A 26,193-nucleotide genomic window follows, 5' to 3' on the forward strand; every position below is an offset into this window, starting at 1 on the left:
GACCTCCTTCACAAAAGCGTTTGGTTTGTGCCATTGTGCAACGCCTCAGCATGGCTGTCAATCTAGGGCTTGGGAGCGAGGGGTCAGGGGCCAGCAGCTAGGGGCCAGCGAACGGAAATGCAAAAAATCATAACGGCTGAAACCACGAAGCACGCGAAGCACGCGAAGCATAATTTCAACCCAAATTTCCTTATTTGAATTAAGGGGAAATAGAAACACAACAATAATCCACACCATAAATATTAGGGGGTACAGGGGGGATTAAAGCCCCCTGTGTCTCCCGCCTTGAGGCGGGACGGAAGGGTGGTGATTAATTAATGATAGTTAACAACCTATCCTTGTAATGATTGGCGATAGCCAATTTCATTGTGCAACGTTCACTAAACAGCAATATTGATAATATTAAAATCTTTAACTTGCAATTAAAATATTTTAATATATACTTATGCTCATCCACACATCAAATGACACCCCACTTCCAATCTCGGTTCTCATTAGCCCAACCTACCTAGGAGGATCAGCAATGCGTCTATCTGTTCGGCGGTACACACGGGTCGCGGTAGTCTTGAGCGTTTTAGGCTTAAGCTTGGCCCAGGGTGATGTTAGCTTGGCCAAGAAAGAAGTCGAAGTTGCGGTCGATCCGCATACAATTGTGGCCAGTGATGGAAAGCCGGTAGAAGTCAACACCAAAGGCATTGTCTACGATGAATTTGGTGCCTACATTGCAGGCAGCGATGGAACTGGTGTGCTAGCCGAAAGTGATCGAGCTGAGGAAGTTGATCCCAATGCCTTGCCAGCAACCCAAAGTGGCAGCCAAGAAGGCATCAGTTCAGTTATTGGGGCTGATAATCGAGTGCGGATCACCGCAACCACCTCAGATCCCTATCGCCGAATTGGCCAAATTACCTTTAGCAGTGGTGGTGGCAACTATATTTGTACTGGTTGGTTGATCAGCGCCAATACGGTGGCAACTGCTGGCCACTGTCTCTGGAGCAACAACGCTTGGGTGACCAATGTTAAGTTCTACCCAGGCCGCAATGGCAGCTCAAACCCGTATGGTGGCTGTAACGCAACCAAATTGTTCACGGTTTCGCAATGGCAAACCAGTGGCAGCGCCAACTACGATTATGGTGCATTCAAAATCAACTGTAGCGTTGGCAGCCAAACTGGGTGGTTCGGCTTGCGCGCCCCAAGCAGCACTGGCTTAGTCGGCCAAGCAACCAACATTGCTGGCTACCCAGGCGATAAAGCCTCAGGCACAATGTGGTTCCACGCCGATACCGTGCGCAGCTACACCAGCTATCGCCTCTCGTATGCTAACGATACCTACGGCGGCCAAAGTGGCTCACCAATTTGGAACAGCAGCGGCAGCTGCAGCAACTGTTCGATTGGCGTTCACACCAATGGTGGCAGCACCACCAACTCGGGTACACGGATCACCTCAACCGTGTTGAGCAACTTCAACACCTGGATCAATACCGCGCCATAAGCTAATTTTTAAGCAAAGCTAAAGACATATATCTGAACAAGGGTTTCCCAAATTTAGATAGGTTGGAAGCAACGGTAGGGAATTCTTCGTATAGGTGGGTGAAGACACATCCACCTTATACGAGGAATTCCCTACCATTTTAGCCATGAATCTCTGATGCTTTATAAACTCCACATGAGTTCGATATAAAGTATAATTATGCTGATTATTATGTTGATCTTAAGCTGTTTACCGTGGAGATAACAGGAAGGTATTATGATTATTTGGCGGGGCTGGCTGGTTGGAATCCTGATACTAGCAATGCCAGCACTTGTACAGTTGGCCGTTGATAAGTTTATAGGTTCTGGAATCTACAAACTATATTCTCGTCCGCTCTTTGCCGGAGCGTTAATTATTGTCGCGATTATCGTGTGGTTTCTTGGCCGATATCTTAATCAGCGTGATAGTCCAATGGCTCGATCAAATTTCCAAACTGCCCACTCGTTTATGTTGCTACGCATGGAATATTGGGCAATCCTCCTTGGATGCGGGGCAGTGGCGATGCTAGTGCTCTAGGCTAGTGTTAATGATTTATCCACCAACTTGCATCAATTTGGTTGTCTCGTTCCAACGATTCATAGCGGATAAGAAGGAGGGGTTGGCACTGACTTGAACAAGTAAAATCCGCTTCTACTCCTCATTTCTCAAAATGGTTGTTCCCATTCTACTCCTCATTTCCCAAAATGGTTGTTCTCAATCAAGCATAGAAGATCTTGACAGGTTTAATAAGCAACCTTAATCAGAATGCACTGTAATCCCCAAACGTTTCAACAAAGCCCGCTAGCAACTTAGCGGTTTGTTGAAACTATACAAATCAGCGCAACAAGCATTAATCTAGTGCTTTTTTTGATTTAATCCCATTCGTTTCAGTATGACTGCATCCCCCCAAGATACTAGCCCATTAATCCTAGGCATTGCTTAATCCACCGTCATGGTGAGATTGGGGTTATCGGCTTACCAAAAAAAAGCCCCTACTACGGTCTAAAGAACGAATTCTCATTGAAGTGTCATTATTCACCGTTTTGTGGTTTGGGTTAGGTTGCTTTCACGATTCGCGATCAGCGAAAGCGGTTAACCCTCAGATGTGGGAGTAGCCTGTATGATCTGGTTCATTCGCTCTCTTGTAATTGTGCTCATCGCGCTGGTGGTTATGCCAAGCCAATATTCGCAACCTGCGAATGTTGGGCCTTTGGCGTTAACCCCAACTGAGCCACCAACCCCAACCAATACGCCGACCAACACCCCAACCAATACGCCGACGAATACGCCGACAAATACCCCAACCCCAACCAATACGCCGACGAATACGGCGATTCCAAGCGATACCCCAACCAATACGGCGACGGCCACCAGCACGGCGTTGCCAACCAATACGCCGGATCTCGGCCCGCCAACAATTACACCGTTGCCAACCAGCACGCCCGATCCTGCGTTGCCAACGCGAACAGTCTTGCCAACCGATACACCAGATCCTTTGCTCCCAACCAATACGCCAACCAATACGCCCGATCCTTCGCTCCCAACCAATACGCCTGATCCTTCGCTCCCAACCAATACGCCAACCAATACGCCTGATCCTTCGCTCCCAACGAGCACGGCCTTGCCAACGAGCAGCGTGCCAACAGTTCCAGCTGGCACAGTCTCGCCAACGAGAAACGTGCCAACAACAGGGCCAGGTACGCCAACGAGTTCGGTTCCTGGGGCAACGGCAACGCCAAATCAAAGTATTCCAAGTGTGACTCCCGATCCACGGGTAACGCCTGGGCAACCAACGACAACACCGATGCCAAACACAACGCCCATGCCCGGATCAACCGTTGGGCCAAACACGCCGCAACCAAGCGCGAATCCTGTCGGATCGCCAGCAGGCGGCCAACGGCCATTGCCCCAAACGAGTAGCGCCGATAACGCCGCCTTATGGTTTATTGGCTTCTTAGGTCTCTTGGTCTGTCTGATTGGTTTTGGCATTCAACGCCGCGCTGCGTAGTGCTTATCACAGAGGTTATCGTATGAAGCAAGCATCTCCTCGATATTCATTCAGCACATTACTGGTGTGTTGTAGTTTATTGGTAGCACTCGCAATCACCATGCTGCCAAATGCTGGATCAGTGGCTTATGCCGCAGCGACCATTAGCGGGCGGGCGTATCGCGATTACAACGCCAATGGCATCATCGATAGCTTGGAGCCAGGCCTCAGTGGCGTGACGGTCACCGTCTACAATGCAAGCAATGCAGTGGTTAGCACGGCAACCACCAATGCCTCTGGCAACTATACAATTAACGATGCGACGGCCTATAGCGGGCCATATCGGGTTGAATTTACCAATGCGCCCAGCACAGTCAAATCAGGACCGATGGGCAGCAATTCAGGCTCAAGCGTCTTGTTTTTGAGTGGTGGTAGCACAACCGCCAATATGGGCTTTAACAACCCAGCCAACTACTGCCAAGATAACCCAACTTTGGTTACAAACTGTTACAGCATGGGCCATCAAGATCAAGCTCCATCAGCAGCCTTCCACTCGATTGTGGGCTTTCCCTATACCGCAGGCAGTACTGGCAATAGTCCGATCCCTGGTGTCGATAGCCCAACCCCAAGTGATTTAGCCTTTGGTGCTGAAACTGGCCCAACCTTTGGTTTGGCTTGGCAGCGCTCATCAAAAAGCTTGTTTGCCTCAGCAGTAATGAAACGTCACGTTGGCTTCGGGCCAAACGGTATCGGCGCAATTTATCGGATTACGCCTAGCCCACGCACGGTCAGCGTGTTCCTTGATTTAAATGCGTTATTTGGCGCAAACACAGCTGGGGCAAACCCGCATCCAACGGGCACTGACCTCGTACACGATTCAGCAAGTTGGGACCCAGTTGGCAAAATTTCGCTCGGCGATATGGATATTTCCGAAGATGAAACAACGCTCTGGACGGTTAACCTTGCCTCAAAACAACTGTATAAAATTCCGATTGGCTTAACGCCAACCGCTCCAACGGCAGCAGCAATTAGCCGCTACAACGTGCCAGCACCAGCCGATTGTGCTGTTGGCGATAACCGCCCCTACGCCTTGGCGGTCAATGAAGGCTTCGTCTATTTGGGCATGGTTTGTTCAGCCCAATCAACGGCCAATGCCGCCAATTTACGTGGTTATGTTTATCAATTCAACCCAACCACGACAACCTTCACCCAAGTATTGAACTTTCCATTGAACCACACCCGTGGTTGTGCGGTAGTTGCTGGCGGTTGTACCAGCGCCGTCTGGAATCCATGGCGCACCAACTTCACAGTCACGGCAACTGGCTTTGGCGGCGAGTATGTCCAACCCCAACCAATGTTGACCGACATCGAATTCGATAACGGCAACATGATTTTGGGTATCCGCGACCGCTTCAGCGATCAAATGGGTTTTAATCAAAATAACACCACCGCTGGCAGCACTCAACTCTATATTGGCGATTCAGCTGGCGACATTTTGCGTGCTTGTGGCAATGGGAGCAGCTGGACGCTCGAAGCAAACGGTTCGTGTGGTGGCACAACCACCGCTGGCGCTGGCACCAACCAAGGCCCCGGCGGCGGCGAATATTACTACCGCGACAACTATCCTGAGCACGATGAAGTATCACTCGGTGGCTTGTTGCAAATTCCAGGCAAGCCCGATGTTGTCCAAACTATTTATGATCCAATTTTCGATAATACCCAATACTTCGATGGTGGGATCATGTGGCTCAACAACAGCACTGGCAATCGCAGTCGTGCTTATCGGATTTACGATAGCAATGCCCAAACCAACACGCTGGCCAAAGCTGGCGGTTTAGGCGACCTTGAAGCATTGTGCGATGCAGCGCCGATTGAAATTGGCAACCGGATTTGGAATGATGCCAATAATAACGGGATTCAGGATGCAGGCGAGCCAGCATTAAGTGGCGTGGCCGTGCGGTTGTTTGATACCAATGGCACAACCGTGCTGGCAACTGCCACCACTGATACCAATGGCAACTATCGCTTCTCATCATTGGCAGGCACCAACACCGCTAGCACGATTTTCAATATTACTGGTTTACAACCAAACCGAACTGGCTACTCAATTCGGGTGGCTACAGCTCAAGCAGCGTTGGCCAACAAAAACCTGACGATCACCGACTTCAATAGTGGCACCAACAGCGATCTGCGCGATTCGGACGCGATGCTTAGCGGTGCCAACGCAGTAATTACCTTTAATACTGGCGTTGCTGGCGATAACAACCACAGTTATGACATTGGTTTTTATGGCTATAGCGTGGGCAACCGCGTTTGGTACGATACCAACAATAACGGTACCCTCGATCCAAGCGAACAAGGCATTGGCGGCGTAAGCGTCAGTCTGTTTGCCGATGCCGATGCCAACGGCGTTCCCGATAGCGGCACCGCCTTGGCTACCCAAAATACCACGACCAATGGCTGCTATCGTTTTGATGGCTTAACCGCTAACAGCTATGTTGTGCGGATTAATCCGACCAACTTCGGCGCAGGCAATGCCTTAGCAGGCTATCGCAGCAGCACCATCACCGCAGCCAGCGCCAATAACAATATTGAAAATGATGATAATGGCGTTGAAGGCGCAAACCTTGCCAGCGATGGGGTGTTGAGCCAAGTCATCACGCTTGGTGGCAACGAGCCAACCACCGAAACCAACTTGTGTACTAGCGATCCAGCCGAACCAGACGCAACCACCAATTTGACCGTTGATTTTGGCTTCTTCAAGCTCAGCCTTGGCAATCGCGTTTGGAACGATGTCAACAATAATGGCTTATTGGATGTTGGCGAAGCAGGCATCGACAATGTTAATGTTGCAATCTATAACGCCGCGAATGTCTTAATTGCCAGCACAACGACCAGTGGTGGCGGTAATTACAGCTTTGCAGGCTTATTGCCTGGTGATTATTATGTTCAGCTAACACCACCAGCCAATTTTGTTTCGAGCACTGGCAGCCAAGCGTTAGCGACTGGCCCATCCGAACCAGCGCCCGATCCCGACAATAATATCAATAATGACGATAATGGCACGACCAATGGTGCAGTAGTACGCAGTGCATTGATCACGCTCACGCCAGCCAGCACTGGTGCACAAAATGCGACGATTGTGAATAATGCCCTTGGTTCGACCGACGATACAACTTTGGACTTTGGCTTGTTCCAAGCTTTGGCACTTGGCAATCATGTTTGGAATGATCTCAATAACAATGGCCTCTTCGCTGCTGGCGAAACGGGCATCAGTGGTGTCGTTGTCAACCTGTATCGGGCTGGCTCAACCACAGTTCTGGCTTCAACCACGACCAACGCCACTGGCTACTATCACTTTAGCATGCTTGGGGCTGGCGATTATGAAGTGGAATTGGCTGCCAGCAACTTTAGCGGTGCAGGCGCTTTGGTTGGCTATACCAGCAGCACTGGCACATTCGGCAGCATCTCAGGCCCCTACGAAACCGCGCCCGATCCCAATACCAACATCGATAGCGATGATAATGGCGAGGTTATCGGCACGCTCGGCACAACTGGCGTAATCCGCAGTGCCTCAATCACGCTGGCAGCTGGCAGCGAACCAACTGACGAGACCAATGGTAGTAATGACCCAACAATTGATGCCAATAGCAACTTGACGCTTGATTTTGGGGTCTTCGCCAACTTAAGCCTTGGCAATCGCATTTGGAACGATGCCAACAACGATGGCTTGCGCAACAACGGCGAAACTGGCATCACCAATGTTGTTGTCGATCTCTATCTCGATCGCAATGGCAACGGTGTGATTGATGCTGCCGATGCACCAGCAGTTGCCAGCACCCAAACCAATGCAAGTGGCTACTATTTGTTCAGCAGCCTGAATCCAGGCAATTACTGTGTAGCAATCACCAGCGGCAACTTCACCGGCGCTGGCGCATTGGTTGGCTATAGCAGTAGCACTGGCGCAAGCACGGCAACTGGCCCATTCGAGCCAGCCCCCGACCCAGATAGCGATACCAACGACGATAACGACAATGGCTCAATTACTGGCATCCTCGGTAGCGGTGGCAGCGTCCAGAGCACATGTTTCAATCTCGCAGCAGGAGCCGCACCAACTGGCGAAACCGACACGAATGGAACGGGGGGCGCGATTGATGCCAACAGCAACTTGACGGTTGACTTCGGCTTCTACCAATTGCTGAGCCTTGGCAACACGGTTTGGAACGATGCCAACAACGATGGTTTATTGAATAATGGCGAAACTGGCCTTGCTGGCGTAACCGTCGAGCTGTATGCCGATGATGGCGACGGTGTGTTTGATGCAGGCGATACCTTTATTGCTCAAACCCTGACACTTGCCAATGGCATTTATGGATTCAGCAACCTCTTGCCTGGTGAGTACATCGTGGTCTTGCCAACGAGCAACTTCGGCGATACTGGCCCACTGCATAACATGACCAGCTCAACTGGTGGGGGCAGCGAACCAGCCAGCGATCCCGATAACAATATTAATAACGATGACAATGGCACGGTTATTGGCACGCTCACCACAACTGGCGTGATCGCCAGCCAAGCAATCAGCTTAAATGCTGGTAGCGAGCCAACCAACGATGGCGATACCAACGCCAATACTAACCTCAGCCTTGATTTTGGGGTCTTTGCCTTAGCAAGCATCGGGGATTTTGTCTGGTACGACAATAATGGCAATGGCCTGCAAGATGGCATTGGCGGCGGGGTTAGCGGAGTTACGGTTACGCTCTATACCCCAGGCCCAGACAACCTGCCATGTACTGCTGACGATGTATTTGTTGCCAGCCAAACAACGTCGGCTACTGGCGCATATGACTTCGATTACCTGCTCGCTGGCAATTATGTGATTCAGTTTAGCGATTTGCCTGCTGGCTATGTGTTCACAACACCAAATGTTGGAGCCGACGACACCATCGATAGCGATGCAGACCCAGTTACTGGCTGTACTGGAATCATCAGCTTGGTTTTGAGCGAACACAACGAAACAGTTGACGCTGGGATTTATCAACCACTCGCGGTTGGCAATTATGTTTGGAACGATGCCAACAACAATGGTCTCTTCAATGTTGGCGAAACGGGCATTAGTGGGGTTGTTGTTAACTTATATCTCGAAGGCTCAAACACGATCCTGAGCACGACCACCACCAATGCTACCGGCTACTATCATTTTGCTGGCCTGACCGGTGGGAATTATGATATTGAGCTTGCTGCCAGCAACTTTAGCGGCGCAGGCGCGTTGATCGGCTATACCAGCAGCACCGGAACCGTTGGTAGCATCTCAGGTCCCTACGAAACCGCGCCCGATCCCGATAACAACGTCGATAACGACGATAATGGCACAATTGTTGGCACGCTAGGCACAACGGGCGTAATCCATAGCGCTAGCGTCACGCTGGCTGCTGGCAGCGAGCCAACTGGCGAAACCAATGGCAGTGGCGATTCAACGATTGATGCCAATAGCAACTTGACGGTTGATTTTGGGGTCTATCAACCACTCAGCCTTGGGAATCGGGTTTGGGAAGATACGAACAACGATGGCTTGCGCAATAACGGCGAAGCTGGAATCAACAATGTTACGGTTGATCTGTACATGGATCGCAACGGCAACGGCGTGATTGATGCCGCCGATGCACCAATCGTTGCGAGTGTTCAAACCAATCCAAATGGCTACTATCTGTTCAACAATTTGCTTGCTGGTAATTACTGCGTGGCCATTCCAAGCAGCAACTTCATCGGTATTGGCGCATTGCTTGGTAAGGGCAGCAGCACCGGTGCAACAGCCGCAACTGGCCCATTCGAGCCAGCGCCCGACCCAGATAGCGACAACGCCGATAATAACGATAACGGCTCAGTCGTGGGCACGCTCGGCAGTGGTGGCAGCGTTCAAAGTGCATGTTTCAGCCTCGCAGCTGGAGCCGAACCAACTGGCGAAGCCGATAGCAACGGCACGGGTGGTGCGATCGATGCCAACAGCAACTTGACGGTTGACTTCGGCTTTTACCATCTGCTTAGCCTTGGCGACTTGGTTTGGGATGATGACAATAATGATGGCTGGTACAACAATGGCGAAACTGGTATTGCTGGCGTAGCCGTAGACCTGTATGCCGATGATGGCGACGGTGTGTTTGATGCAGGCGATAGTTTAGTTGACCAAACAACAACCAGCGCTGGTGGATTGTATCACTTCGATAATCTCGTACCAGGCGAGTACATCGTGGTCTTACCTGCAACCAACTTTGCGACTGGCGGCCCATTACAAAGCATGGCCAGCTCAACTGGCGGCAATAGCGAACCAGCCAGCGATCCTGATACCAACATCAACAACGATGATAACGGCACGACGATTGGAACATTGGGCACAACTGGCGTGGTTGCCAGTCAAGCAATTAGCTTGAATGCTGGTAGCGAGCCAACCAACGATGGCGATACCGAAGCCGATAGCAATCTTTCGCTCGACTTTGGCTTATTCCACTTGGGTGGTTTGGGCAATTATGTCTGGTTCGATACCAATGGCAATGGCCTGCAAGACGGCTCGGAAAATGGCGTTGGCGGCATTCTCGTCACGCTTTACACGCCAGGCCCAGACAATCTGCCATGTACCGCCGACGATGTGGTCATTGCCAGTCAAACAACCAGCAGCACAGGCAACTATAGCTTCGGTCAATTAACGCCAGGCAGCTACTCGGTTCAGTTCAGTGGCTTGCCGACAGGCAGTGTCTTCACGACACCAAATGTTGGCGGCGACGACACGATCGATAGCGATGCAGACCCAGTTACTGGCTGTAGCGGCCTCGTCACGGTTACGGTCAACGGCTATAACGACACCATCGACGCTGGGATCTATCAATTGGCTGGCTTAGGCAACTATGTCTGGCACGATCTCAATGTCAATGGGATTCAAGATGGCAACGAACCAGGTATTCCAAATGTCACCGTCAACTTGTATCTTGATACTAACAATGATGGCATTCCCGATGGCGCAGCAATTAACACAACCGTTACTGGCGCACTTGGCGATTACTTCTTTGGTCTATTGTCACCAAACTCATATTTGGTTGAATTTGTTGCCCCAAGCGGCTACTTCTTCACCCAACAAGGTGCTGGCAGCGACCCAGCTCTTGATAGCAATGCCAATCCAACAACGGGCCAAGCTGCAACGGTAACCTTGGCGAGTGGTGGCTCTAACCCAACGATCGATGCTGGTTTGTATCAATACGCCAGCTTAGGCAACCTGATTTGGTACGATACCAATCTCAATGGACTCTTCGATGCTGGTGAAATTGGCGTAGATGGCTTGACGGTCAACTTGCTCGATAGCAGCAATGCAGTGATCGCCACGACCACAACCGTCAATGGAGCCTATCAATTCACAAACTTAATGCCAGGCGTGGGCTATTATGTTCAGTTCACCAAGCCAGCCAACTACAACTTTAGCCCAGTCAACGTCGATGCAAACGATACGATTGATAGCGATGCCAATCCAACAACGGGCGTGAGCGCCTTGATCATTCTCGCCTCAGGTGAGAATAATCCAAACATCGATGCTGGAATCTATGAACTCGCCAGCATTGGCAACTTTGTTTGGGAAGACAGCAATGGCAATGGGATTCAAGATGCAGGCGAGCCAGGGATTGCTGGCGTAACTGTCCATCTCTACAACAATAATGTGCTGGTCGACACCCAAATCACCGATGCCAACGGCAACTATAGCTTCACTGGCTTGATTCCAGGTAGCTATACCCTTGATTTCCAAGCGCCAGTTGGCATGCTCTTCACGACAGCAAACGTTGGTGGCGACGATACAATCGATAGCGATGTTGACCCAATTACAGGTGCAACAGCTGCGACCAGCTTGACCGCTGGCGAAGATGACCCAACCTGGGATGCAGGGTTCTACACGCCAGTCAGCTTAGGCGACTTGGTTTGGAACGATTTCAACAATAATGGGATCGTTGATGGTGCAGCCGTTGGGATCGACAATGTGACGGTTGATCTATACCGCGATCGCAACGCCAACAATCAACCAGATGCAGGCGAAATGCTCGATACGACCACAACCAATGCCGGTGGCAACTATCTCTTTGATAATCTCATGCCCGGTGATTATATTGTGGTACTGCCAAGCAGCAACTTTGCAGCAGGCGCAGCCTTGGAAAATTTCGTGAGCAGCACGGGCAACTTTGGCGCACAACCAACGCCATTCGAGCCAGCTAGCGATCCCGATAACAATATTAACGACGATGACAACGGAACTACCTTTGCAGGTGGCATCAAGAGCTTAGCCGTCACGGTTTTGGCCAATAGCGAGCCAACCAACGATGGCGATAGCAGCGCCAATAGCAATCTCAGCATCGACTTTGGCGTGTTTGTTCCCGCCAGCCTTGGCAATATCGTTTGGTACGACACCGACGCTGATGGCCAATATGTGCCAGGCGATGGTGGTGTACCAGGCGTGATTGTCACACTCTACGACATCAATGGCACGGCAATCATCAGCACAACCACCGATGCCAATGGCAACTATCAATTCGACAACTTGCCACCAGGCAGCTATATCGTTGGCTTCGACAACTTGCCAGCAGGCTTCGTCTTTACCCACGATGATACGGGCAGCGATGCAAGCGATAGCGACGTTGACCCCAACACGGGCACAACTGGCGTAATCGTCTTGAATCCAGGCGATAACAATGGCTCGATCTACGCAGGCGTAACCACACCAAATGCCATTGAGTTGGCTGATTTCAGCGCAATCCGTGAGGCAGGCAATGTGGTTGTTCAATGGACAACTGTCAGCGAATCCAAGACCTTGGGCTTCCATCTGTATCGCAGTAGCGACCGCAATCGGGCCAATGCTAGCCGCGTTACGAGCAGCATGATTGCAGCCCAAGGCCGCAGCGGCGGCGCAAGCTATCGCTGGCTCGACACCAACGTTGACGACAGCAGCACCTACTCCTATTGGTTGGTTGAAACCGAACTCGATGGCAGCACCAACGAGTATGGCCCAGCCAATACCAATAGTACCCAAGCCAATAAGTATCACATCTTCGTACCAATGACCACGCGGTAATCACGTCGGTAAGGGCTGGCTGGAATAATTCCAGTCAGCCCTTTGCGTTTGTTGTGTAGTTGAGGATCGGATTATGTGGCGTTACCTTATCCTTGTTTGTTTGCTCGGATCATGTATCTTTACCCAAGTGCCAGCGAGCGAAGCGCAACCATCGGCGCTGCAAACGCAGGCAACGCTCCAAGAAGCCCCAAATGGCATTATGGTCGAATGGCAAGCAGCCAAGGAATTACGACCTTTTGCCATTTTAGTGGCCGATGATTGGCAATTTCAGCCAACCCTGCAAGCACTCAGCCTCGATCAACAACCTATCAACAAGCTTGCAGAAGTGCTAGCACCACTCAATGTGCTACGCGAAGGCCGTTTTCGCGGCCAACGGATTGTTGTTTTGCAGCCCCAAACCACAATCAACCAGCAACGCATTAGCAAGGCAAAGCTGTATGTTGCCAATGCCCAATTGTTTGATCAGCCAAATCGTTTGATCGACCAACCGTTTCAGCTCAATCAAGCAGTACCAAGCCCGCAAATTGGCCAAGGCTGGCGCATTACAGCCAACCAAGCAGGGATGCAGCAATTAACTGGTGTCAGCTTAGCCCAAGCAGGCATTAACCTTGCCAACCTCGCACCCTATAGCCTTCAGCTGTGGTACAAAAATCAGCAACTTGCAATCGAAGAACGGGGCACGCTCGACGGCAGCTTTGATCAAAACGATGCAATTTGGTTCTATCTGCCCAGCATTGGCGATCGCTGGAACACCACCAGCAATCTCTGGCTCAAGATTGGGACGGCCAACAGTAGCCCCAAAATCGGGTCGATAACGCTTGATCCAACTGGCTTGCCAACCAGCACCCAAGCCTATCAAACCAGCCTCTGGTATAACCCACAAATCTACGATTCGTTGCAGGCTGGCACTGATGACGACCATTGGTTTAGCGCCGATTTGAAGGCTGGGCCAGAATTAAACCCAACAACCCAACAGCTTTGGCTCACCAGCACCTTGCCACTGGCGACAGGCCCAAGCACGGTTACATTAAACGGCATTGTTTACACCAGCAATCCAACCAGCATCGCCATCACCAGCAGCCAGCGAATTAACCTTGGCTTGAATAGCGGTGTTTTTACTAAATCGGCTCAGCTTGCGCCAAGCCACCAGCTGCAAATCGCAATTGCCAACACCCAACAGATTAGCGGCATCGCGCTCGATCGCGTGCTCTGGCAACGGCCTGTCGTGCTGAATGCAAACGCGCAAACAATCCAATGGCAAGCAGTCCGTAAAGCTAATTATTCAATTATTAATCGCCCAAACCAAGCAGTGAGTTATAACGTAAGCCAGCCTTGGCAACCACAGCGAATGCAATTTAACAATGATTTGCTGGCAGCTGAACCAGGCGATTATCTGCTGGTCAATCCGGCCAACCTGCCGCAACCAAGCATCGCAGCGAGTGCCCATGGCAATTGGCAAAACCCAGCCAAAACCATTTATCTTGCGCCCAAACAATGGCATAACCTACTGCAACCGTTGATCGAACGGCGTGAGCAGCAGGGTTTGCAGCCATTGCTCGTTGATGTGCAAGCAATTTATGATCGTTGGAGCAGCGGCAATGTTGATCCGTTGGCGATTCGCAATTTTATGCGCTACCTCGCTAACACTTGGCCACAAGCACCGCAAGCGCTGGTATTGGTTGGTGATGGCACGATTGATCCACGCAATTATTTGGGTCGCAATAATCCGAATCAGATTCCACCATTGCCCGTTAATAGCGACCCGTGGCTTGGCGAAATTGCCTGCGACACATGTTTTGTGCAACTTGATGGCGATAAGCCGCTGGCTGATCCGCTTCCTGATCTGCAAATCGGGCGTTTGCCAGCCAAAACTGAGGCCGAATTGACCAATCTGATCAATAAAATCGACAATTATGAAAGCGCTCCAGCAGATGTGCGCTGGCGTTCGCGCCAAATCTACGTTGCCGATAACTATAAAACTGCCAGCGGCCAAGCAGATTATGCAGGCGATTTTGCCGCGCTCAGCGACGCAATGATTGGCTATCAACCAAATAAGCTAGAAATTCAGCGCGTTTATTATGACCCGTGGCGCAAAACCAGCAACGGCTTGCCCCAAACCGACCCATGGCGGATTGCCAGCGCTGATCAAGCACGCCAACAAACCTTTGATCAATTGAATCAAGGGGCGGCAGTGGTGACTTACGTTGGGCATAGCCATCAATATCAATGGGCAATTACTGATTTGAGCAATAGCCAGCCCTATCTTTTGAGTTTATACGATAGTGATCGGCTGCAAAATAGCCCAGCCTTGCCGATGATCTTGGAGATGACATGTTTGACCAGTGCCTTTCAAACCATCGCGTGGAGTGGCACGAGCCTTGATGAACGCTTGGTTTTACAACCTAATGGTGGAGCAATTGCCACTTGGGGGTCGGCAGGTTTAGGCGTAGCCTATGGCCATGATCTGTTGAACGAAGGCTGGTGGCAACGCATGTGGAGCAACCCACGCCAAACCCAGATTGGTACGGGAGTCCTAGCTGGGCTTGTGCATTTGTTCAGCAATGGTGGCTGTTGCCAAGATAGCCTGCAAAGTTCGATTCTCTTGGGTGATCCCAACATATTATTACAACATCAGCAACGCGAAACGAGCTATCTCCCAGCAGTTATAAAATAATCATATAGGTAGAGAACTAGCTTCATCTAGGACTATCGGGCTACGCTATTGCAGTCACCTATGCCAACAAATATGGCTAGAGCATAGCTCATATATGCACACGAATGATTCAGCGGTTAAATCAGCTAAAACCCCTATTCTAGTATTAGTATGCTTCAACCAAGGATGAGCCAAATACCTAGGTGGGGGATATTTTGTACGTAAGCGTATCCCTCATTTATCAAAGCCATGACCTAAATCAAGATAGTACCTTTATGCTAGCTTTTTGGTGGAGTAAACAATGATAGCTACTACTATAATGCAAATGCATTTATTCAACACTTGATACTTAATTCTTAACTAACATTCATGTACGTTCTTCGGAAAGGCATCGTTGACGATGTTTTGCGACATAGAACTCTTTGGCTATGGAGCAAACATTTTTACTTCACCCAGCCATGCTGAGGAACTAGGAGCACCAGATGGTCGTTTTGATCACCGAGAGTAATGAACTTCGCCAACGGTTTATCGACCGTTTTGAAGTTTTGGCAATGCCATTAATGGTGACTACACCACGCATGATCAATGCATGCTTTCAACAATTTGTTCCCGAGCGTATTTTTGTCGATGCAAGCATTTGCACACCAGGTTTAATTCGTTGGCTTGATCAATGCGACGATGCAGAAATTATTCTGATCGCCAACTCGCGTGGCTCAATTCGACATGCACCGCGGGGGGCAATTATGTATATTCATCCTTCGTTAGAGCCAGAAGATATTATGCCGCTCTTGCCATTGCGCCAAGATGCCAATAGCGCCGCCTAACAGGTAGTTTCGCTCACCTCAGCCCTTCGTCTAGCACAGACGAGGGGTTTTTTTTGCGCATTCTTCAGGCCGCATGCGGATCAATCCAATTGCCTAGGCTGATTCAGGTAGAGATTTCACGAGAACTCGATGGTTTGCTTGGTGAAATGATGTGGATTATGCAATAATACAGCTCATGGTAGATTGTTCTTGGTTGCGAATTTTGAGGAAGCCCTATGTCGGTCTTGCAGGAATCATCTCCGTTGGTGATCGATCATCTCTATCTATGGGTTTCCAAAGATGGCACAGCCATGGATGCGCTGCGAAGTATTGGCTTCATCCCCAAAACGACAATTGGGATTCACGAGGGCGAGGGCACTGCTTCACACGTCATCTACTTCGACAACATGTACCTCGAACTCTTGTGGATTGAAGACCAAGCAGAGCTTGATGCTTCCTTGGCGAAACAACCGGATGTAATTCCAATTGGCGACACATGGCGCACAACAGGCCACTGTCCATTTGGGGTCGGGATGCATTATCGCACTCCTGATACAGCGCCCATGGGCTTTGAGACGCGGCGGCATACTGCGCAATGGATGCCTGATGATTCGTTGCTTGAACTGTTTCCGCAACCATCGTTATATGTGCCACCCTGCTCGATTCTGCATGGGTCGCTGGCCTATTGGGAAAGTCGCTTTGAGCACCCACATGGTCATGCCTTGGGCGTGCAGCAACTCACAGATTTCCAAATCACCGTGACCTCGCTCGATGCAGTGCCGCCGACGAACCCACTCCTGAGCCTTTTGCCGTTGAAACTTGGGGCTTATCCCTTGTTAGAACTGACCTTTGATGATCAGCGCCAAGGAAAAGTTTTTGACATGCGACCATTGCTGCCGCTTCGGCTCTATTGCTAACCAGCGACAGATTAGCCTGCTAATATGGTAGGGCTTGTTGTTTCAAAGATCTATCACGCTGAATCTTAGGGGCCATGCTTAAGGATATGCTTGTGTCGCGATGTGATCCAGCGCTGACAGGTATCTGCCACCTCAGGAAAGCGTTGGGCAATCCCTTCCAGCACTCGAAACATTTCATTGGCATCACGAAAGGGATAGGCTTCTCCATGGAGCGCAATCTGAATGCGGCGCAGATTTGTCCCTTCGCGCAACCAATCATCAGTTGTATCAAAATAAAGCTCCGCCATTATCACTCGTTTGCCAAATCAACATGCCAAATAAATCCGCGACAACTTCCCATGGCCATGTGTCAGCAATCGCTGCATCTAAGCGCTCAGCCAAGCGCTCCTCGCCTGCGTCGGCCACAAGCCGATCAACCCACTCATGGCTCGTATCAAAGCCGCCATGGATACGTTGGTCTTGAATTGCCTGCAATGTCTGCTCAAGAATCTCCTGATTCATCAATCACCTCTGTGGCAGTGAAAGCCGCCATTCATCTTATGCTCAGTTGAACCTGATAATACGCCATGGCTGGTTGTTTCGACAAGCAGCAAAACCGAGCGCGCAATGACGATCAGCACAATAATCATCGCTACGCCCCCTGATAACAAAAACGCACAATCCATTGCTGAATTGCGCGCTCGCCGTTAGATGTACTGATACATCAGGTTAACCACCGCCTGATCCCCTCACCCCAACCCCGCTCCCGTGGCGCGGGCGAGGGGCTTTAACCGCGTGGTTCTCCCGCAATTCCTTGGCGAAACATGGTCGGCTCCCCCTCGCCCGCGTTCAGTGGGAGAGGGGGTTGGGGGGTGAGGGGACATGGTTGCCATTTCGATCGTGCGCCTAGCATCGAGAACGCTTCATCCACCGACATCTATTTAATAACTAGCGGCAGAAAGACACGTTCGCCTGGCACCAGCACACTCAGCGAGGGCGAATAGAGCCGCAGCGTCCCCGCACCTGCATAGCGCCGACCAACAAAGTAGAATGTATGCACACCCTTGTTGATATTGAAAAGTGCCATATTGGAAACTGGACGATCGGTGCCGTCCGTAGCGTCGGTGTACACGTTGAGCCAGCGGTCGGTTATCGAAGTTCCCGTATCATTATCGATGCCCAGTCGGAACTGTCCTTCCCAATCATTGCCAGCAGCTGTGTCATTCAGGCCTGCCGAGGCACTAGCATCGACAAAGGCGAAGCCGTCGCGCGGCACATTCAACGTACATGAGCGGATAATCGAATAGCTGGTTGTATTATTTGTCCAAGTGTCAGAGCCACCAGCACCGCAGACTTTGAGCGTAACGTTTGGTGCTGGAAAATACAGCGCCGTGAGTGCAGGATCATACAGTTGGACGGGGCCAGTACCATTGTAGCGCGCCCCGCTTAAGTAGAAGGTGTGTTCACCTGCGTCGACCGAGGTCAGCAGCGAGGTCACCATGGCTTCATCAGTGCCGTCGCCAGCATCGGTTGTCACATTCACCCAACGGTCGGTACTGGCTGTGCCAGTAACACTATCAACCCCCAGCCGAAATCGACCTTCATAGGATGCGCCGCCGCTTGCCAAGCCTGCTGATGAAGTACCGCTGAGATACACAAATCCAGCTTGTGGCACATTCAGTGCACACGAACGGATCGCCTGAAACGAGGTTTCAGCGGTATTCCAGACCAGATTGCCCGACTCTCCGCAAGCTAAAACATCGCTTGATGAATTCGGGAAGTACAACACACTCAGCGATGGATCGTACAGTTGGACTGTGCCATCACCATTGTAACGTGCGCCGAGAAAGTAAAAGGTATGAGTGCCCGCGCTGACTGGAGCCAACATGGTGACTGCGGCATTCTTATCGGTGCCGTCGGTGGCATCAGTGTAGACGTTGATCCAACGGTCGGTATTGGTATTGCCGCTGGTTGAGTCGATATTGAGGTTCAAGCGCAGTTCCACGTTGCCGCCAGTGGCGACACCAATTGAGGTTGAGGCGGCCAGATAGACAAAGCCAGGTTCGCTAAACGTAAGCGAACACGACCGGATCACCGCGAAGGCTGCCGAGGTCGTTGTCCAGCCCCCATCTTGAATTGATCCGCAGGCTGTGAAGCGCCAGCCAGCGGCTTCATCCGTAGGGATGGCGCGATTGGCGGTCGGCTCAGGCGGACTGTAATTTTTAGTCCCAGGTAAGGCTGGGCCGCTCTTGGTAATGCCAGCGGGGTCGGTTGCTGGCTGTTGGGTCGCATTTTTGGAGCCAATAGGCGGCGGGCCGCTCCAAGTCGTGCTCATGCGATCAGGGGCTGGAACAATGGGACGTGCGGTCGTGGTGGTGAGCGGCAGAATGATGAGCACCAGCATCACCAAGCCACCGATGAGGCGCGTGACGATCTGGCGAGGATGGGGGCGAATGGAACGGTTGAACATTGCCTGCTCCTTTAAAGTAACGACCAAGGCGAACAACGACCAATCAGTGAGCATCGATCCTTGTCCTAAAGAATTTCGCTAGCGTTCGCGATGCGGATGTTTGCAAGAGCGATCACCAAGCAGATGATCCGATCAGAGCATAACTAGGCCTATAGCCATGAGCTTAAAAAACAGGTCGAACCATAGACTCTTATCATAGCGATAAATGATAGTGTTTTCAAGCTTATGACAAGTAAATAGTTATCGGCCTGATGGAGAGCTACGATAATTTGTAGCAGTTTGGTACAGCATCCCACAAGGCTCGTTTGATAGCTGCTGAATTGGCAGGCTCGTAGATTAACCCCGCTACTGCGGCTGCTCAACATTTAACCTCGCCCACGCAGTAGCAGCTTGAAGCTAGTCAGAGTTGACATGCTACATAGATAGTATATACTTAAACTATCTTTAGGAAGGACGGCGCTATGCCACCTCGTTTGAGTCAGGAAGTACGCACTTGGCTGCATCTCCATCGTGTGATGGCAACGATGAACAAGCGCCTAACAGCCCAGCTTGCAAGCTATAACCTGACACCAGCCCAATTTGATGTTTTGGCTCAGCTCTTCCGCACGCCGGGGCTTGTCCAACAAGCGCTCGCCGATCGTCTACTGGTGACTAAAGGTAACATTGTTGGCCTGCTTAATCGTATGGAACAGGCTGGCCTCGTCATGCGCCAACCCCACCCCGATGATGGTCGTGCCCATCTCGTTAGCCTAACAGCCCATGGAACGATGCTGGCGACGCAGGTTGTTCCCGAGCATGAGGCGCTGATTGCCGAATGTTTGGCAGTGCTCTCACCAGAGGATGGCCACAGCTTGCATGATCTGCTGCGCCGATTTAAGCATGCCCTCAGATCAGCGTAATTTTTTAATCCAACGAATAACCGAGTAACACGCTGATCGCATTTTTGGATGAGCATAAGCACTATGAACAACACCAATAACCAGCAGCCAACCCAACCAGTAGCAACACCTTCGGCCACGATTAAGACCGAGATTGTTGTGATCGGCGCTGGCCAAGCTGGCCTCTCGTCAGCGTATCAGCTTAAACGGCGCGGCTTGGCACCCCATCGTGGCTTTGTGGTGCTTGATCAAGCACCAGCGCCCGGCGGAGCATGGCAAGATCGCTGGGAATCGTTGACTTTGAGTACTGTCAACCGGATTCACGACTTACCGGGGATGGGTTTTGCCGAGGTGGTTGATCCAAACAGCTCCGAGGTGACAGCGCGCGTGGCCGTGCCTGAGTACTTCGCCGCCTACGAGCAAAGGTTCCAACTCCCAGTTTATCGACCCGTCCATGTCGCGCTAGTTTGTGCGCGCGGCGAGCGCTTCCGCGTTGAAACAGATCGCGGGATCTGGTCGGCACGGGGGCTGATCAACGCCACAGGTACGTGGGAGCAGCCCTTCATCCCAGAATATCCTGGCGCTGAACGCTTCCAAGGCCGCCAACTGCATACCCGCGATTACCAAACTGCTGAGGAGTTTAGCGGCCAGCATGTGCTTGTCGTCGGCGGCGGCATCTCGGCGATCCAGTTGCTTGACGAGATTTCGCGGGTTACAACAACGACATGGGTCACACGCCGACCACCAGAATTCTTTGCTGGCCCATTTACCGAGGAACGTGGCCGAGCGGCGGTAGCAATGGTTGAAGATCGGGTGCGGCGTGGCTTGCCACCCACATCGGTGGTTTCGGTCACAGGGCTGGCGCTTACTCCTGCGATCGAGGCAATGCAGGCTCGTGGCGTTCTGAAGCGCCAGCCCATGTTTGCCGAAATCCAAGCAGATGGCGTGCGCTGGGCGAATGGGAGCTATCAGCAGGTCGATGTTATCTTGTGGTGCACCGGTTTTCGCAATGCACTCGACCATCTCGCCCCACTCATGCTGCGTGAGCCGAGCGGCGGCATTACCATGACTGGACGGCTGGCAACCCAGGTCGCAAGCAATCCCCGCGTGCATCTGGTCGGTTACGGCCCTTCCGCCTCGACCATTGGCGCAAATCGGGCTGGTGCGGCTGCGGCAAGCGAGCTGATGGCAGTGCTTGGTTTACCCTAAAATCGAGTGTTATTGCTTTATTAACGCTGCATGGTTGCGAATCTGAATTAAATAGTTTATGCTTAAACCAAATAACAAAAGTGGAGAAAGAATGATCAGTGAAAAACAGCAGTTAATCTAATCGCACTACAGCACATTTTTTTACGCTAGTAGTTTAAGTATAAACGAAATTTTAGAAGTAGCTGGTGCTATGGCTGATTCAGCTACCCTCCAACTACTTCGAATAGACGAATCAGGCGCAAGCTACTCGCGATTGCACATCGTTGCTGGCGGCTACTCTGCTTAAGTTGGGCGCACTACCATTGCCCGACCCTTTTTAAGAGGCTTTTTTATGACTGATATTATTTTTGGCTTGGACACCTTCGGCGATGTGCCGACCGACGACTCTGGGAATCGCGTTTCTTATGCTCAGGCGATTCGCCAAGTTGTCGATGAGGCTGTGCTTGCAGATCAGATCGGGGTCGATGTAATCGCCCTTGGTGAACACCACCGCGAGGAGTATGCTATCTCAACGCCCGAGACGGTGTTGGCAGGAATCGCCACGCGAACCAACCGCATTAAACTCGCCTCAGGCGTGACTGTCTTGAGTTCCGACGACCCAGTGCGGGTCTTTCAGCGCTTTGCAACCGTCGATGCGCTTTCGAATGGGCGGGCCGAAGTTATCCTCGGACGCGGATCGTTCACTGAATCATTCCCTTTGTTTGGCTACGATTTGCGTAACTACAACGTGTTGTTTGAGGAAAAGATTGCGCTCTTTGCAGCATTACTTGATGAGCAGCCCGTTACTTGGAGCGGCACGACGCGTGCGTCGCTGGTCAACGCTGATGTGTTCCCCAAAACCGAGTCGGGAAACCTTCGAACGTGGGTTGGGGTTGGCGGCACTCCCGAGTCGATCGTGCGCACGGCCCACTATGGGTTTCCGCTAATGCTAGCGATCATCGGTGGTGCACCAGAGCGGTTTGCGCCCTACATGGAGTTGTATCGGCGCTCGGCTGCCGAGTTCGGCACCACAGCCCATCCGATTGGCATCCACTCGCCAGGCTTTATTGCTGATACCGATGAAGAAGCATGGGATGCCTACTGGCCGCATGCCCGCGTCATGCGCGATCGAATTGGCGCAGATCGGGGCTGGCCACGATCAAGCAGAGCCGAGTATGAGCGTGAACGCGATTCTGGCTCGCTCTACATCGGCTCGCCAGAAACAGTAGCCCGCAAGATAGCGCGCACGATTTCATCGCTCGGTGTTGGCCGTTTCGATCTTATTTACACCTCTGGAACTCAAACAATGAGTTCACGCATGCGTGCCGTCGAGTTGTATGGAACCAAAGTCATCCCGATGGTTCGGGAGCTACTCGCTGGCTAAATTGAGATTTGCGTAGGCCAACAGTACATCCTGGCGACGCGGAGTGCCGTTTATGCATACGCTAAATTGCCTCCGCGTTTGATCAATCACATAATCAGCAAGCCCCAAATCCGTGCGCTGAGCGTCGATAATCAAATGTTTAGGCTGCTAGATGCACGGTTAATCGAGGTGCGGTTCGATGCGCTCGGCAATCGCAACCGACCACTCAACAAAATTGATCGCCTGAACGGTATTGATCGCAAGCCACCAACTTGCGTTAAGGCAAGCATAAGCATACGTCCATGCAAGAATGCGCGCTCGATCAAGTTTAAGCAGATCTGCAAGGATAGTGGCGGTACTGAGCAGCCGCTGATCGTTATGAACGAGCTGAGGAATTACCGGATTACACAGGGTATTGGCGCACTCATAGGCTCGGTCTCCCTCAAGGCCCTTCGGATCAAAAGCAAGCCAGCCACGGGCTGAATGGCGAATATTGCGGTGATGAATATCGCCGTGGAGAATCCGTTGCTCACGCGATTCAGCAAATAACTGGGTCGCGCGTGTAGCTCCACGCACATAAATCGATGCGATTCCAGCTGCATGGTCGCTCTTTGCTTGGCGAAATAATGCCGCAAACCAGCGATCAAGCGCCATTAATCCGCTCGGCGGGCTGGTCGGCGGAACTGAATGTAAGCGCGTAATAACTTCGGCAACAATACATGTGGCTTCTGCATCAGCGCCCGATTCGACCAAGGTGACAAGCTCGGCTCCCGCTGCATATTCGAGTAATTGAGCATGCGCATCCGCCTGAAGCAGCTGCACAGCGCCATGTCCCTGAAACAAGTGCAGTGCCAAGGCACCACGCTGTTCATCAGTTTCTTCAGCATTCAGCAGTTTAAGCACACACGTCTCACCAGCATACATCACAGTATAGAGGGTGCTAGTTGCGGTGCGCTCAAGCAGCTGCGGGTTCGAAAGATGCCATGCCTGTAAATAGATGGCTAAGCGCTGTGAATCGTCCATGTCAGCAAGTATAACAGACGCATGAAAAGCCCAAGCATTGTGCAGTATTGGTCATAGCCAACGATCCCGCAACTGAGGCGGCCTTGGCTAACCAAAAATAGTTGGTAAAAACCATTGGCGACAAACCGCTTCGTAGGTAAAAGCTAGGTCAATTGCATCCCGCCAGCAGCGCATCACAAAACCATAGCGATTGACATCAGCCCAAGTCACAGGATGGGTTGTCCACGGCGATTGCCAAATGTCCTGATCGGCAGCATCAGGCGGTGGTGAGCCATCAATCGCCGTAGCAGGAATTGCAGCTTGGGCAATTCGCGCAAAGTCGCTAGCAAGTTTGGTCAATGGTTTCCAGATCGTTTTATCCATCACGGCCAAGGCAGCGTAGTTTTGCTCGGCAAACACGCGGGCTTGGTTCAGCAATGCTGTGTCACGTAACTGCGTTAATCTAGTCCATTGTTCCTGCCAGTGCTGACATTCAACAACGAAGCGTGGGCGTTGGGCATACCAACGGAGTTGATCAAATGAGGCATTTGTTGAACTCACGCGATTAGCAATCGGAATATGGATTGCCAGTTCATTGAGAGCGGGAAGCTGGCCTTGCTGTTGCGGCAGGATAAGCTTGGCAAGATAATCAGTGAGACTGATGAAAAAGATGGCCTGGGTCATCCGCACAATCAGCATCAACAGAACGTGAGCGACCGATTGCGATGCTTGGATTGCTTGGAAGATGTGCATTGGAATCGCTACGGTTATAACCTCGATCATGGCCGGTGGTACGTGTTGCAGTAACGGGTTATGCTGCTGATCGATCGGATGGCGATGCGACTCGATTGCTTCAACAGAATGCAGAACAAGCAGCAGCAGCTCGTCTCGTTCTGCCATTAATCCTTGACGTGAGTTTGCTACAAACAGGTAAAAAGGGAATTCTTGGGCGGTGGTTGCACAAGACCGTTTAACCAACCAATCAACCGGAAGTTTTGCTGCCAAAATCTCATGATCAGACCAATTCCTGTCGATACCTAGCTCAAGGTCGTGGTTGTCTGGTTCTGCTAAAACTGGTGCGGAAATGCAGGCAGGGTCATGACATGGCGCAATTCGTTGCTGGAGCCATTCCATAATGGGACGAAGACTTGTCGGATTCGTAATCGAGCACGCTATCTGGCGTGAGAAACCGACCGTATCGATTTTTTGAATTATCGGTTCCAGCCCATTAACTGTTGCTTGATCCTGTTTCGTAACCACCCACAGCCATGGAATCTTGCGCAGATCGCGCTTTGCTTGGGCAAAAGCCTTGAGTGTAGCCTGTAATTGGAGAACTTGACTGGGAAACGGAACCATCAGCCAATGTTTGTGGCTATGAATCGGCTCGATACAATAGATTGCGCCATCACAAGGGTAGGTAAGCAACTGAGTTAATGTTGTGCCTTCAGGCCCACAATCATAGGTTGTCGCCAGCATAAACTTTATCTGATGCTTATCGATGGTCATGATTTGCTGGGTAAGGTTGTTTTCGCCATAACTGGCTGGCTCAAGCTTGATCCGCGCTGGGTCAAGCAAGCCCAAAGCTTCGATTAAGCTATGGCGGCCTGAACGAACATTGCCAAAGACAAGGATGGTATGCATCGATGCTCCTTGCTGCACACATACCCGCTCATACTATGCGTGGGAAATGCTGATGGGCTATTGACGGGCTGGATTAAGCAGTGCATAGTGTTTCCAACATCTGATCAGTCAGATGATCGATCGCTGGCTCAGCCGTTTCGCTGCCTTGCGCCAACATATCGCGCAAGGCCGCACGTGCTCGATGTAACCGCACTTTCAATGCCGAGGGTGTTATCTGCAATAATTTGGCTGCTTCCTCGGTGCTGTAATGCTCAATATCACGGGCAATCAAGGCCATTTGTAAGCTTTGGGGCAATTGCTCAATCGCGTTGCGTAATTCAGCACTCAACTCACGATCCAAAACCCATAATTCAGGCCGTGGGCTGGTACTCTCCAAATCAAACTGCTCGTCGATTGATACGGTTTGTGCGCGCTTACGCCGCAACCGCATAAAACAGCTATTGACTACAATCCGTTGGAGCCACGCACCCAACGCACCATCACCACGATATTGCTCGATTTTACGGCACGCTTCAATAAAGCTCTCTTGAATCACATCTTCGGCTTCATCGGCATCACCCACCATACGGAGGGCCACATGATACAAACGTGAAGCATAACGTTTTAGCAGACAAGTACAAGCCATGCGCTCACGCCGCCGCAAGGCCTGAATCAACTCTGATTCCTCTTGATAGTAGGTGGCATCAATTTCCCATGGCTTTTGCATCG

Annotated in this window: 16 protein-coding genes; 10 read left to right on the forward strand and 6 right to left on the reverse strand. The window is 51.3% G+C overall.

All coding sequences use genetic code 11. The features are described 5' to 3' along the window. Positions 1 to 523: 523 nt before the first annotated feature. The 7 genes from ACFMKP_RS15465 (at position 524) to ACFMKP_RS15495 (ending at position 16,964) form a co-directional block, all read left to right on the forward strand. Entirely contained in the window at positions 524 to 1,489 is a 966-nt protein-coding gene (locus ACFMKP_RS15465) for a trypsin-like serine peptidase (protein ID WP_382292865.1), read from the forward strand. 255 nt (positions 1,490 to 1,744) lie between these two features. Further along, complete coding sequence (locus ACFMKP_RS15470; protein WP_382292867.1) at positions 1,745 to 2,044, forward strand: hypothetical protein; 300 nt, start codon at positions 1,745 to 1,747, stop codon at positions 2,042 to 2,044. 583 nt (positions 2,045 to 2,627) lie between these two features. After that, positions 2,628 to 3,515 (forward strand): hypothetical protein, encoded by an 888-nt coding sequence (locus ACFMKP_RS15475; RefSeq protein WP_382292869.1) that lies wholly within the window; start codon positions 2,628 to 2,630, stop codon positions 3,513 to 3,515. Between the two features lie 22 nt (positions 3,516 to 3,537). Next, the gene (locus tag ACFMKP_RS15480) at positions 3,538 to 12,591 is read left to right on the forward strand and encodes an SdrD B-like domain-containing protein (RefSeq protein ID WP_382292871.1); all 9,054 of its coding nucleotides are present in this window, start codon (positions 3,538 to 3,540) and stop codon (positions 12,589 to 12,591) included. Between the two features lie 73 nt (positions 12,592 to 12,664). Further along, positions 12,665 to 15,265, forward strand: a complete 2,601-nt coding sequence (locus ACFMKP_RS15485; protein ID WP_382292873.1) for a C25 family cysteine peptidase — start codon at positions 12,665 to 12,667, stop codon at positions 15,263 to 15,265. 461 nt (positions 15,266 to 15,726) lie between these two features. Further along, positions 15,727 to 16,068 carry a hypothetical protein gene (locus ACFMKP_RS15490; protein WP_382292875.1) on the forward strand — a complete coding sequence of 114 codons (342 nt, stop codon included), beginning with the start codon at positions 15,727 to 15,729 and terminating at the stop codon, positions 16,066 to 16,068. A 215-nt stretch (positions 16,069 to 16,283) separates the two neighbouring features. Next, positions 16,284 to 16,964 carry a VOC family protein gene (locus tag ACFMKP_RS15495; protein WP_382292877.1) on the forward strand — a complete coding sequence of 227 codons (681 nt, stop codon included), beginning with the start codon at positions 16,284 to 16,286 and terminating at the stop codon, positions 16,962 to 16,964. 65 nt (positions 16,965 to 17,029) lie between these two features. Here the strand turns inward: ACFMKP_RS15495 and ACFMKP_RS15500 are convergent, their stop codons facing one another. The 3 genes from ACFMKP_RS15500 to ACFMKP_RS15510 all read right to left on the reverse strand — a co-directional run bounded on the left by ACFMKP_RS15500 (position 17,030) and on the right by ACFMKP_RS15510 (position 19,413). Further along, positions 17,030 to 17,251, reverse strand: a complete 222-nt coding sequence (locus ACFMKP_RS15500) for a hypothetical protein (RefSeq protein ID WP_382292879.1) — start codon at positions 17,249 to 17,251, stop codon at positions 17,030 to 17,032. After that, complete coding sequence (locus ACFMKP_RS15505) at positions 17,232 to 17,465, reverse strand: hypothetical protein (RefSeq protein WP_382292881.1); 234 nt, start codon at positions 17,463 to 17,465, stop codon at positions 17,232 to 17,234. Before ACFMKP_RS15505 ends, ACFMKP_RS15500 begins: the two co-directional genes overlap by 20 nt. A gap of 415 nt (positions 17,466 to 17,880) precedes the next feature. After that, on the reverse strand, positions 17,881 to 19,413 hold the full coding sequence (locus tag ACFMKP_RS15510; protein WP_382292883.1) for a hypothetical protein: 1,533 nt from the start codon (positions 19,411 to 19,413) through the stop codon (positions 17,881 to 17,883). Positions 19,414 to 19,874: 461 nt separating this feature from the next. Between ACFMKP_RS15510 and ACFMKP_RS15515 the strand changes: the two genes are divergently transcribed. The 3 genes from ACFMKP_RS15515 (at position 19,875) to ACFMKP_RS15525 (ending at position 22,863) form a co-directional block, all read left to right on the forward strand. Continuing rightward, complete coding sequence (locus tag ACFMKP_RS15515; RefSeq protein WP_382292885.1) at positions 19,875 to 20,312, forward strand: MarR family winged helix-turn-helix transcriptional regulator; 438 nt, start codon at positions 19,875 to 19,877, stop codon at positions 20,310 to 20,312. A gap of 63 nt (positions 20,313 to 20,375) precedes the next feature. Beyond that, complete coding sequence (locus ACFMKP_RS15520; protein ID WP_382292887.1) at positions 20,376 to 21,500, forward strand: NAD(P)-binding domain-containing protein; 1,125 nt, start codon at positions 20,376 to 20,378, stop codon at positions 21,498 to 21,500. A 331-nt stretch (positions 21,501 to 21,831) separates the two neighbouring features. After that, positions 21,832 to 22,863: an LLM class flavin-dependent oxidoreductase gene (locus ACFMKP_RS15525; RefSeq protein WP_382292889.1), complete on the forward strand. Its 1,032-nt coding sequence runs from the start codon at positions 21,832 to 21,834 to the stop codon at positions 22,861 to 22,863. 159 nt (positions 22,864 to 23,022) lie between these two features. Here ACFMKP_RS15525 and ACFMKP_RS15530 read toward each other — a convergent pair whose 3' ends face one another. From ACFMKP_RS15530 to ACFMKP_RS15540, 3 genes are all read right to left on the reverse strand, one after another. Next, positions 23,023 to 23,865 (reverse strand): aminoglycoside phosphotransferase family protein, encoded by an 843-nt coding sequence (locus ACFMKP_RS15530; protein ID WP_382292891.1) that lies wholly within the window; start codon positions 23,863 to 23,865, stop codon positions 23,023 to 23,025. Positions 23,866 to 23,952: 87 nt separating this feature from the next. Beyond that, on the reverse strand, positions 23,953 to 25,485 hold the full coding sequence (locus ACFMKP_RS15535) for a GTPase domain-containing protein (RefSeq protein WP_382292893.1): 1,533 nt from the start codon (positions 25,483 to 25,485) through the stop codon (positions 23,953 to 23,955). Between the two features lie 73 nt (positions 25,486 to 25,558). Beyond that, the gene (locus tag ACFMKP_RS15540) at positions 25,559 to 26,191 is read right to left on the reverse strand and encodes an RNA polymerase sigma factor (RefSeq protein ID WP_382292895.1); all 633 of its coding nucleotides are present in this window, start codon (positions 26,189 to 26,191) and stop codon (positions 25,559 to 25,561) included. Positions 26,192 to 26,193 lie beyond the last annotated feature (2 nt).

Origin of the sequence: Herpetosiphon sp. NSE202 (assembly GCF_042688385.1) — a bacterium.
Lineage (GTDB): Bacteria > Chloroflexota > Chloroflexia > Chloroflexales > Herpetosiphonaceae > Herpetosiphon.

What these genes read in the sequence shown, in the direction of transcription:
- ACFMKP_RS15465 (WP_382292865.1), top strand. Translation starts at nt 524, where the DNA reads ATGCGTCTATCTGTTCGGCGGTACACACGGGTCGCGGTAGTCTTGAGC.
- ACFMKP_RS15470 (WP_382292867.1), top strand. Translation starts at nt 1,745, where the DNA reads ATGATTATTTGGCGGGGCTGGCTGGTTGGAATCCTGATACTAGCAATG.
- ACFMKP_RS15475 (WP_382292869.1), top strand. Translation starts at nt 2,628, where the DNA reads ATGATCTGGTTCATTCGCTCTCTTGTAATTGTGCTCATCGCGCTGGTG.
- ACFMKP_RS15480 (WP_382292871.1), top strand. Translation starts at nt 3,538, where the DNA reads ATGAAGCAAGCATCTCCTCGATATTCATTCAGCACATTACTGGTGTGT.
- ACFMKP_RS15485 (WP_382292873.1), top strand. Translation starts at nt 12,665, where the DNA reads ATGTGGCGTTACCTTATCCTTGTTTGTTTGCTCGGATCATGTATCTTT.
- ACFMKP_RS15490 (WP_382292875.1), top strand. Translation starts at nt 15,727, where the DNA reads ATGGTCGTTTTGATCACCGAGAGTAATGAACTTCGCCAACGGTTTATC.
- ACFMKP_RS15495 (WP_382292877.1), top strand. Translation starts at nt 16,284, where the DNA reads ATGTCGGTCTTGCAGGAATCATCTCCGTTGGTGATCGATCATCTCTAT.
- ACFMKP_RS15500 (WP_382292879.1), bottom strand. Translation starts at nt 17,251, where the DNA reads ATGGCGGAGCTTTATTTTGATACAACTGATGATTGGTTGCGCGAAGGG.
- ACFMKP_RS15505 (WP_382292881.1), bottom strand. Translation starts at nt 17,465, where the DNA reads ATGAATCAGGAGATTCTTGAGCAGACATTGCAGGCAATTCAAGACCAA.
- ACFMKP_RS15510 (WP_382292883.1), bottom strand. Translation starts at nt 19,413, where the DNA reads ATGTTCAACCGTTCCATTCGCCCCCATCCTCGCCAGATCGTCACGCGC.
- ACFMKP_RS15515 (WP_382292885.1), top strand. Translation starts at nt 19,875, where the DNA reads ATGCCACCTCGTTTGAGTCAGGAAGTACGCACTTGGCTGCATCTCCAT.
- ACFMKP_RS15520 (WP_382292887.1), top strand. Translation starts at nt 20,376, where the DNA reads ATGAACAACACCAATAACCAGCAGCCAACCCAACCAGTAGCAACACCT.
- ACFMKP_RS15525 (WP_382292889.1), top strand. Translation starts at nt 21,832, where the DNA reads ATGACTGATATTATTTTTGGCTTGGACACCTTCGGCGATGTGCCGACC.
- ACFMKP_RS15530 (WP_382292891.1), bottom strand. Translation starts at nt 23,865, where the DNA reads ATGGACGATTCACAGCGCTTAGCCATCTATTTACAGGCATGGCATCTT.
- ACFMKP_RS15535 (WP_382292893.1), bottom strand. Translation starts at nt 25,485, where the DNA reads ATGCATACCATCCTTGTCTTTGGCAATGTTCGTTCAGGCCGCCATAGC.
- ACFMKP_RS15540 (WP_382292895.1), bottom strand. Translation starts at nt 26,191, where the DNA reads ATGCAAAAGCCATGGGAAATTGATGCCACCTACTATCAAGAGGAATCA.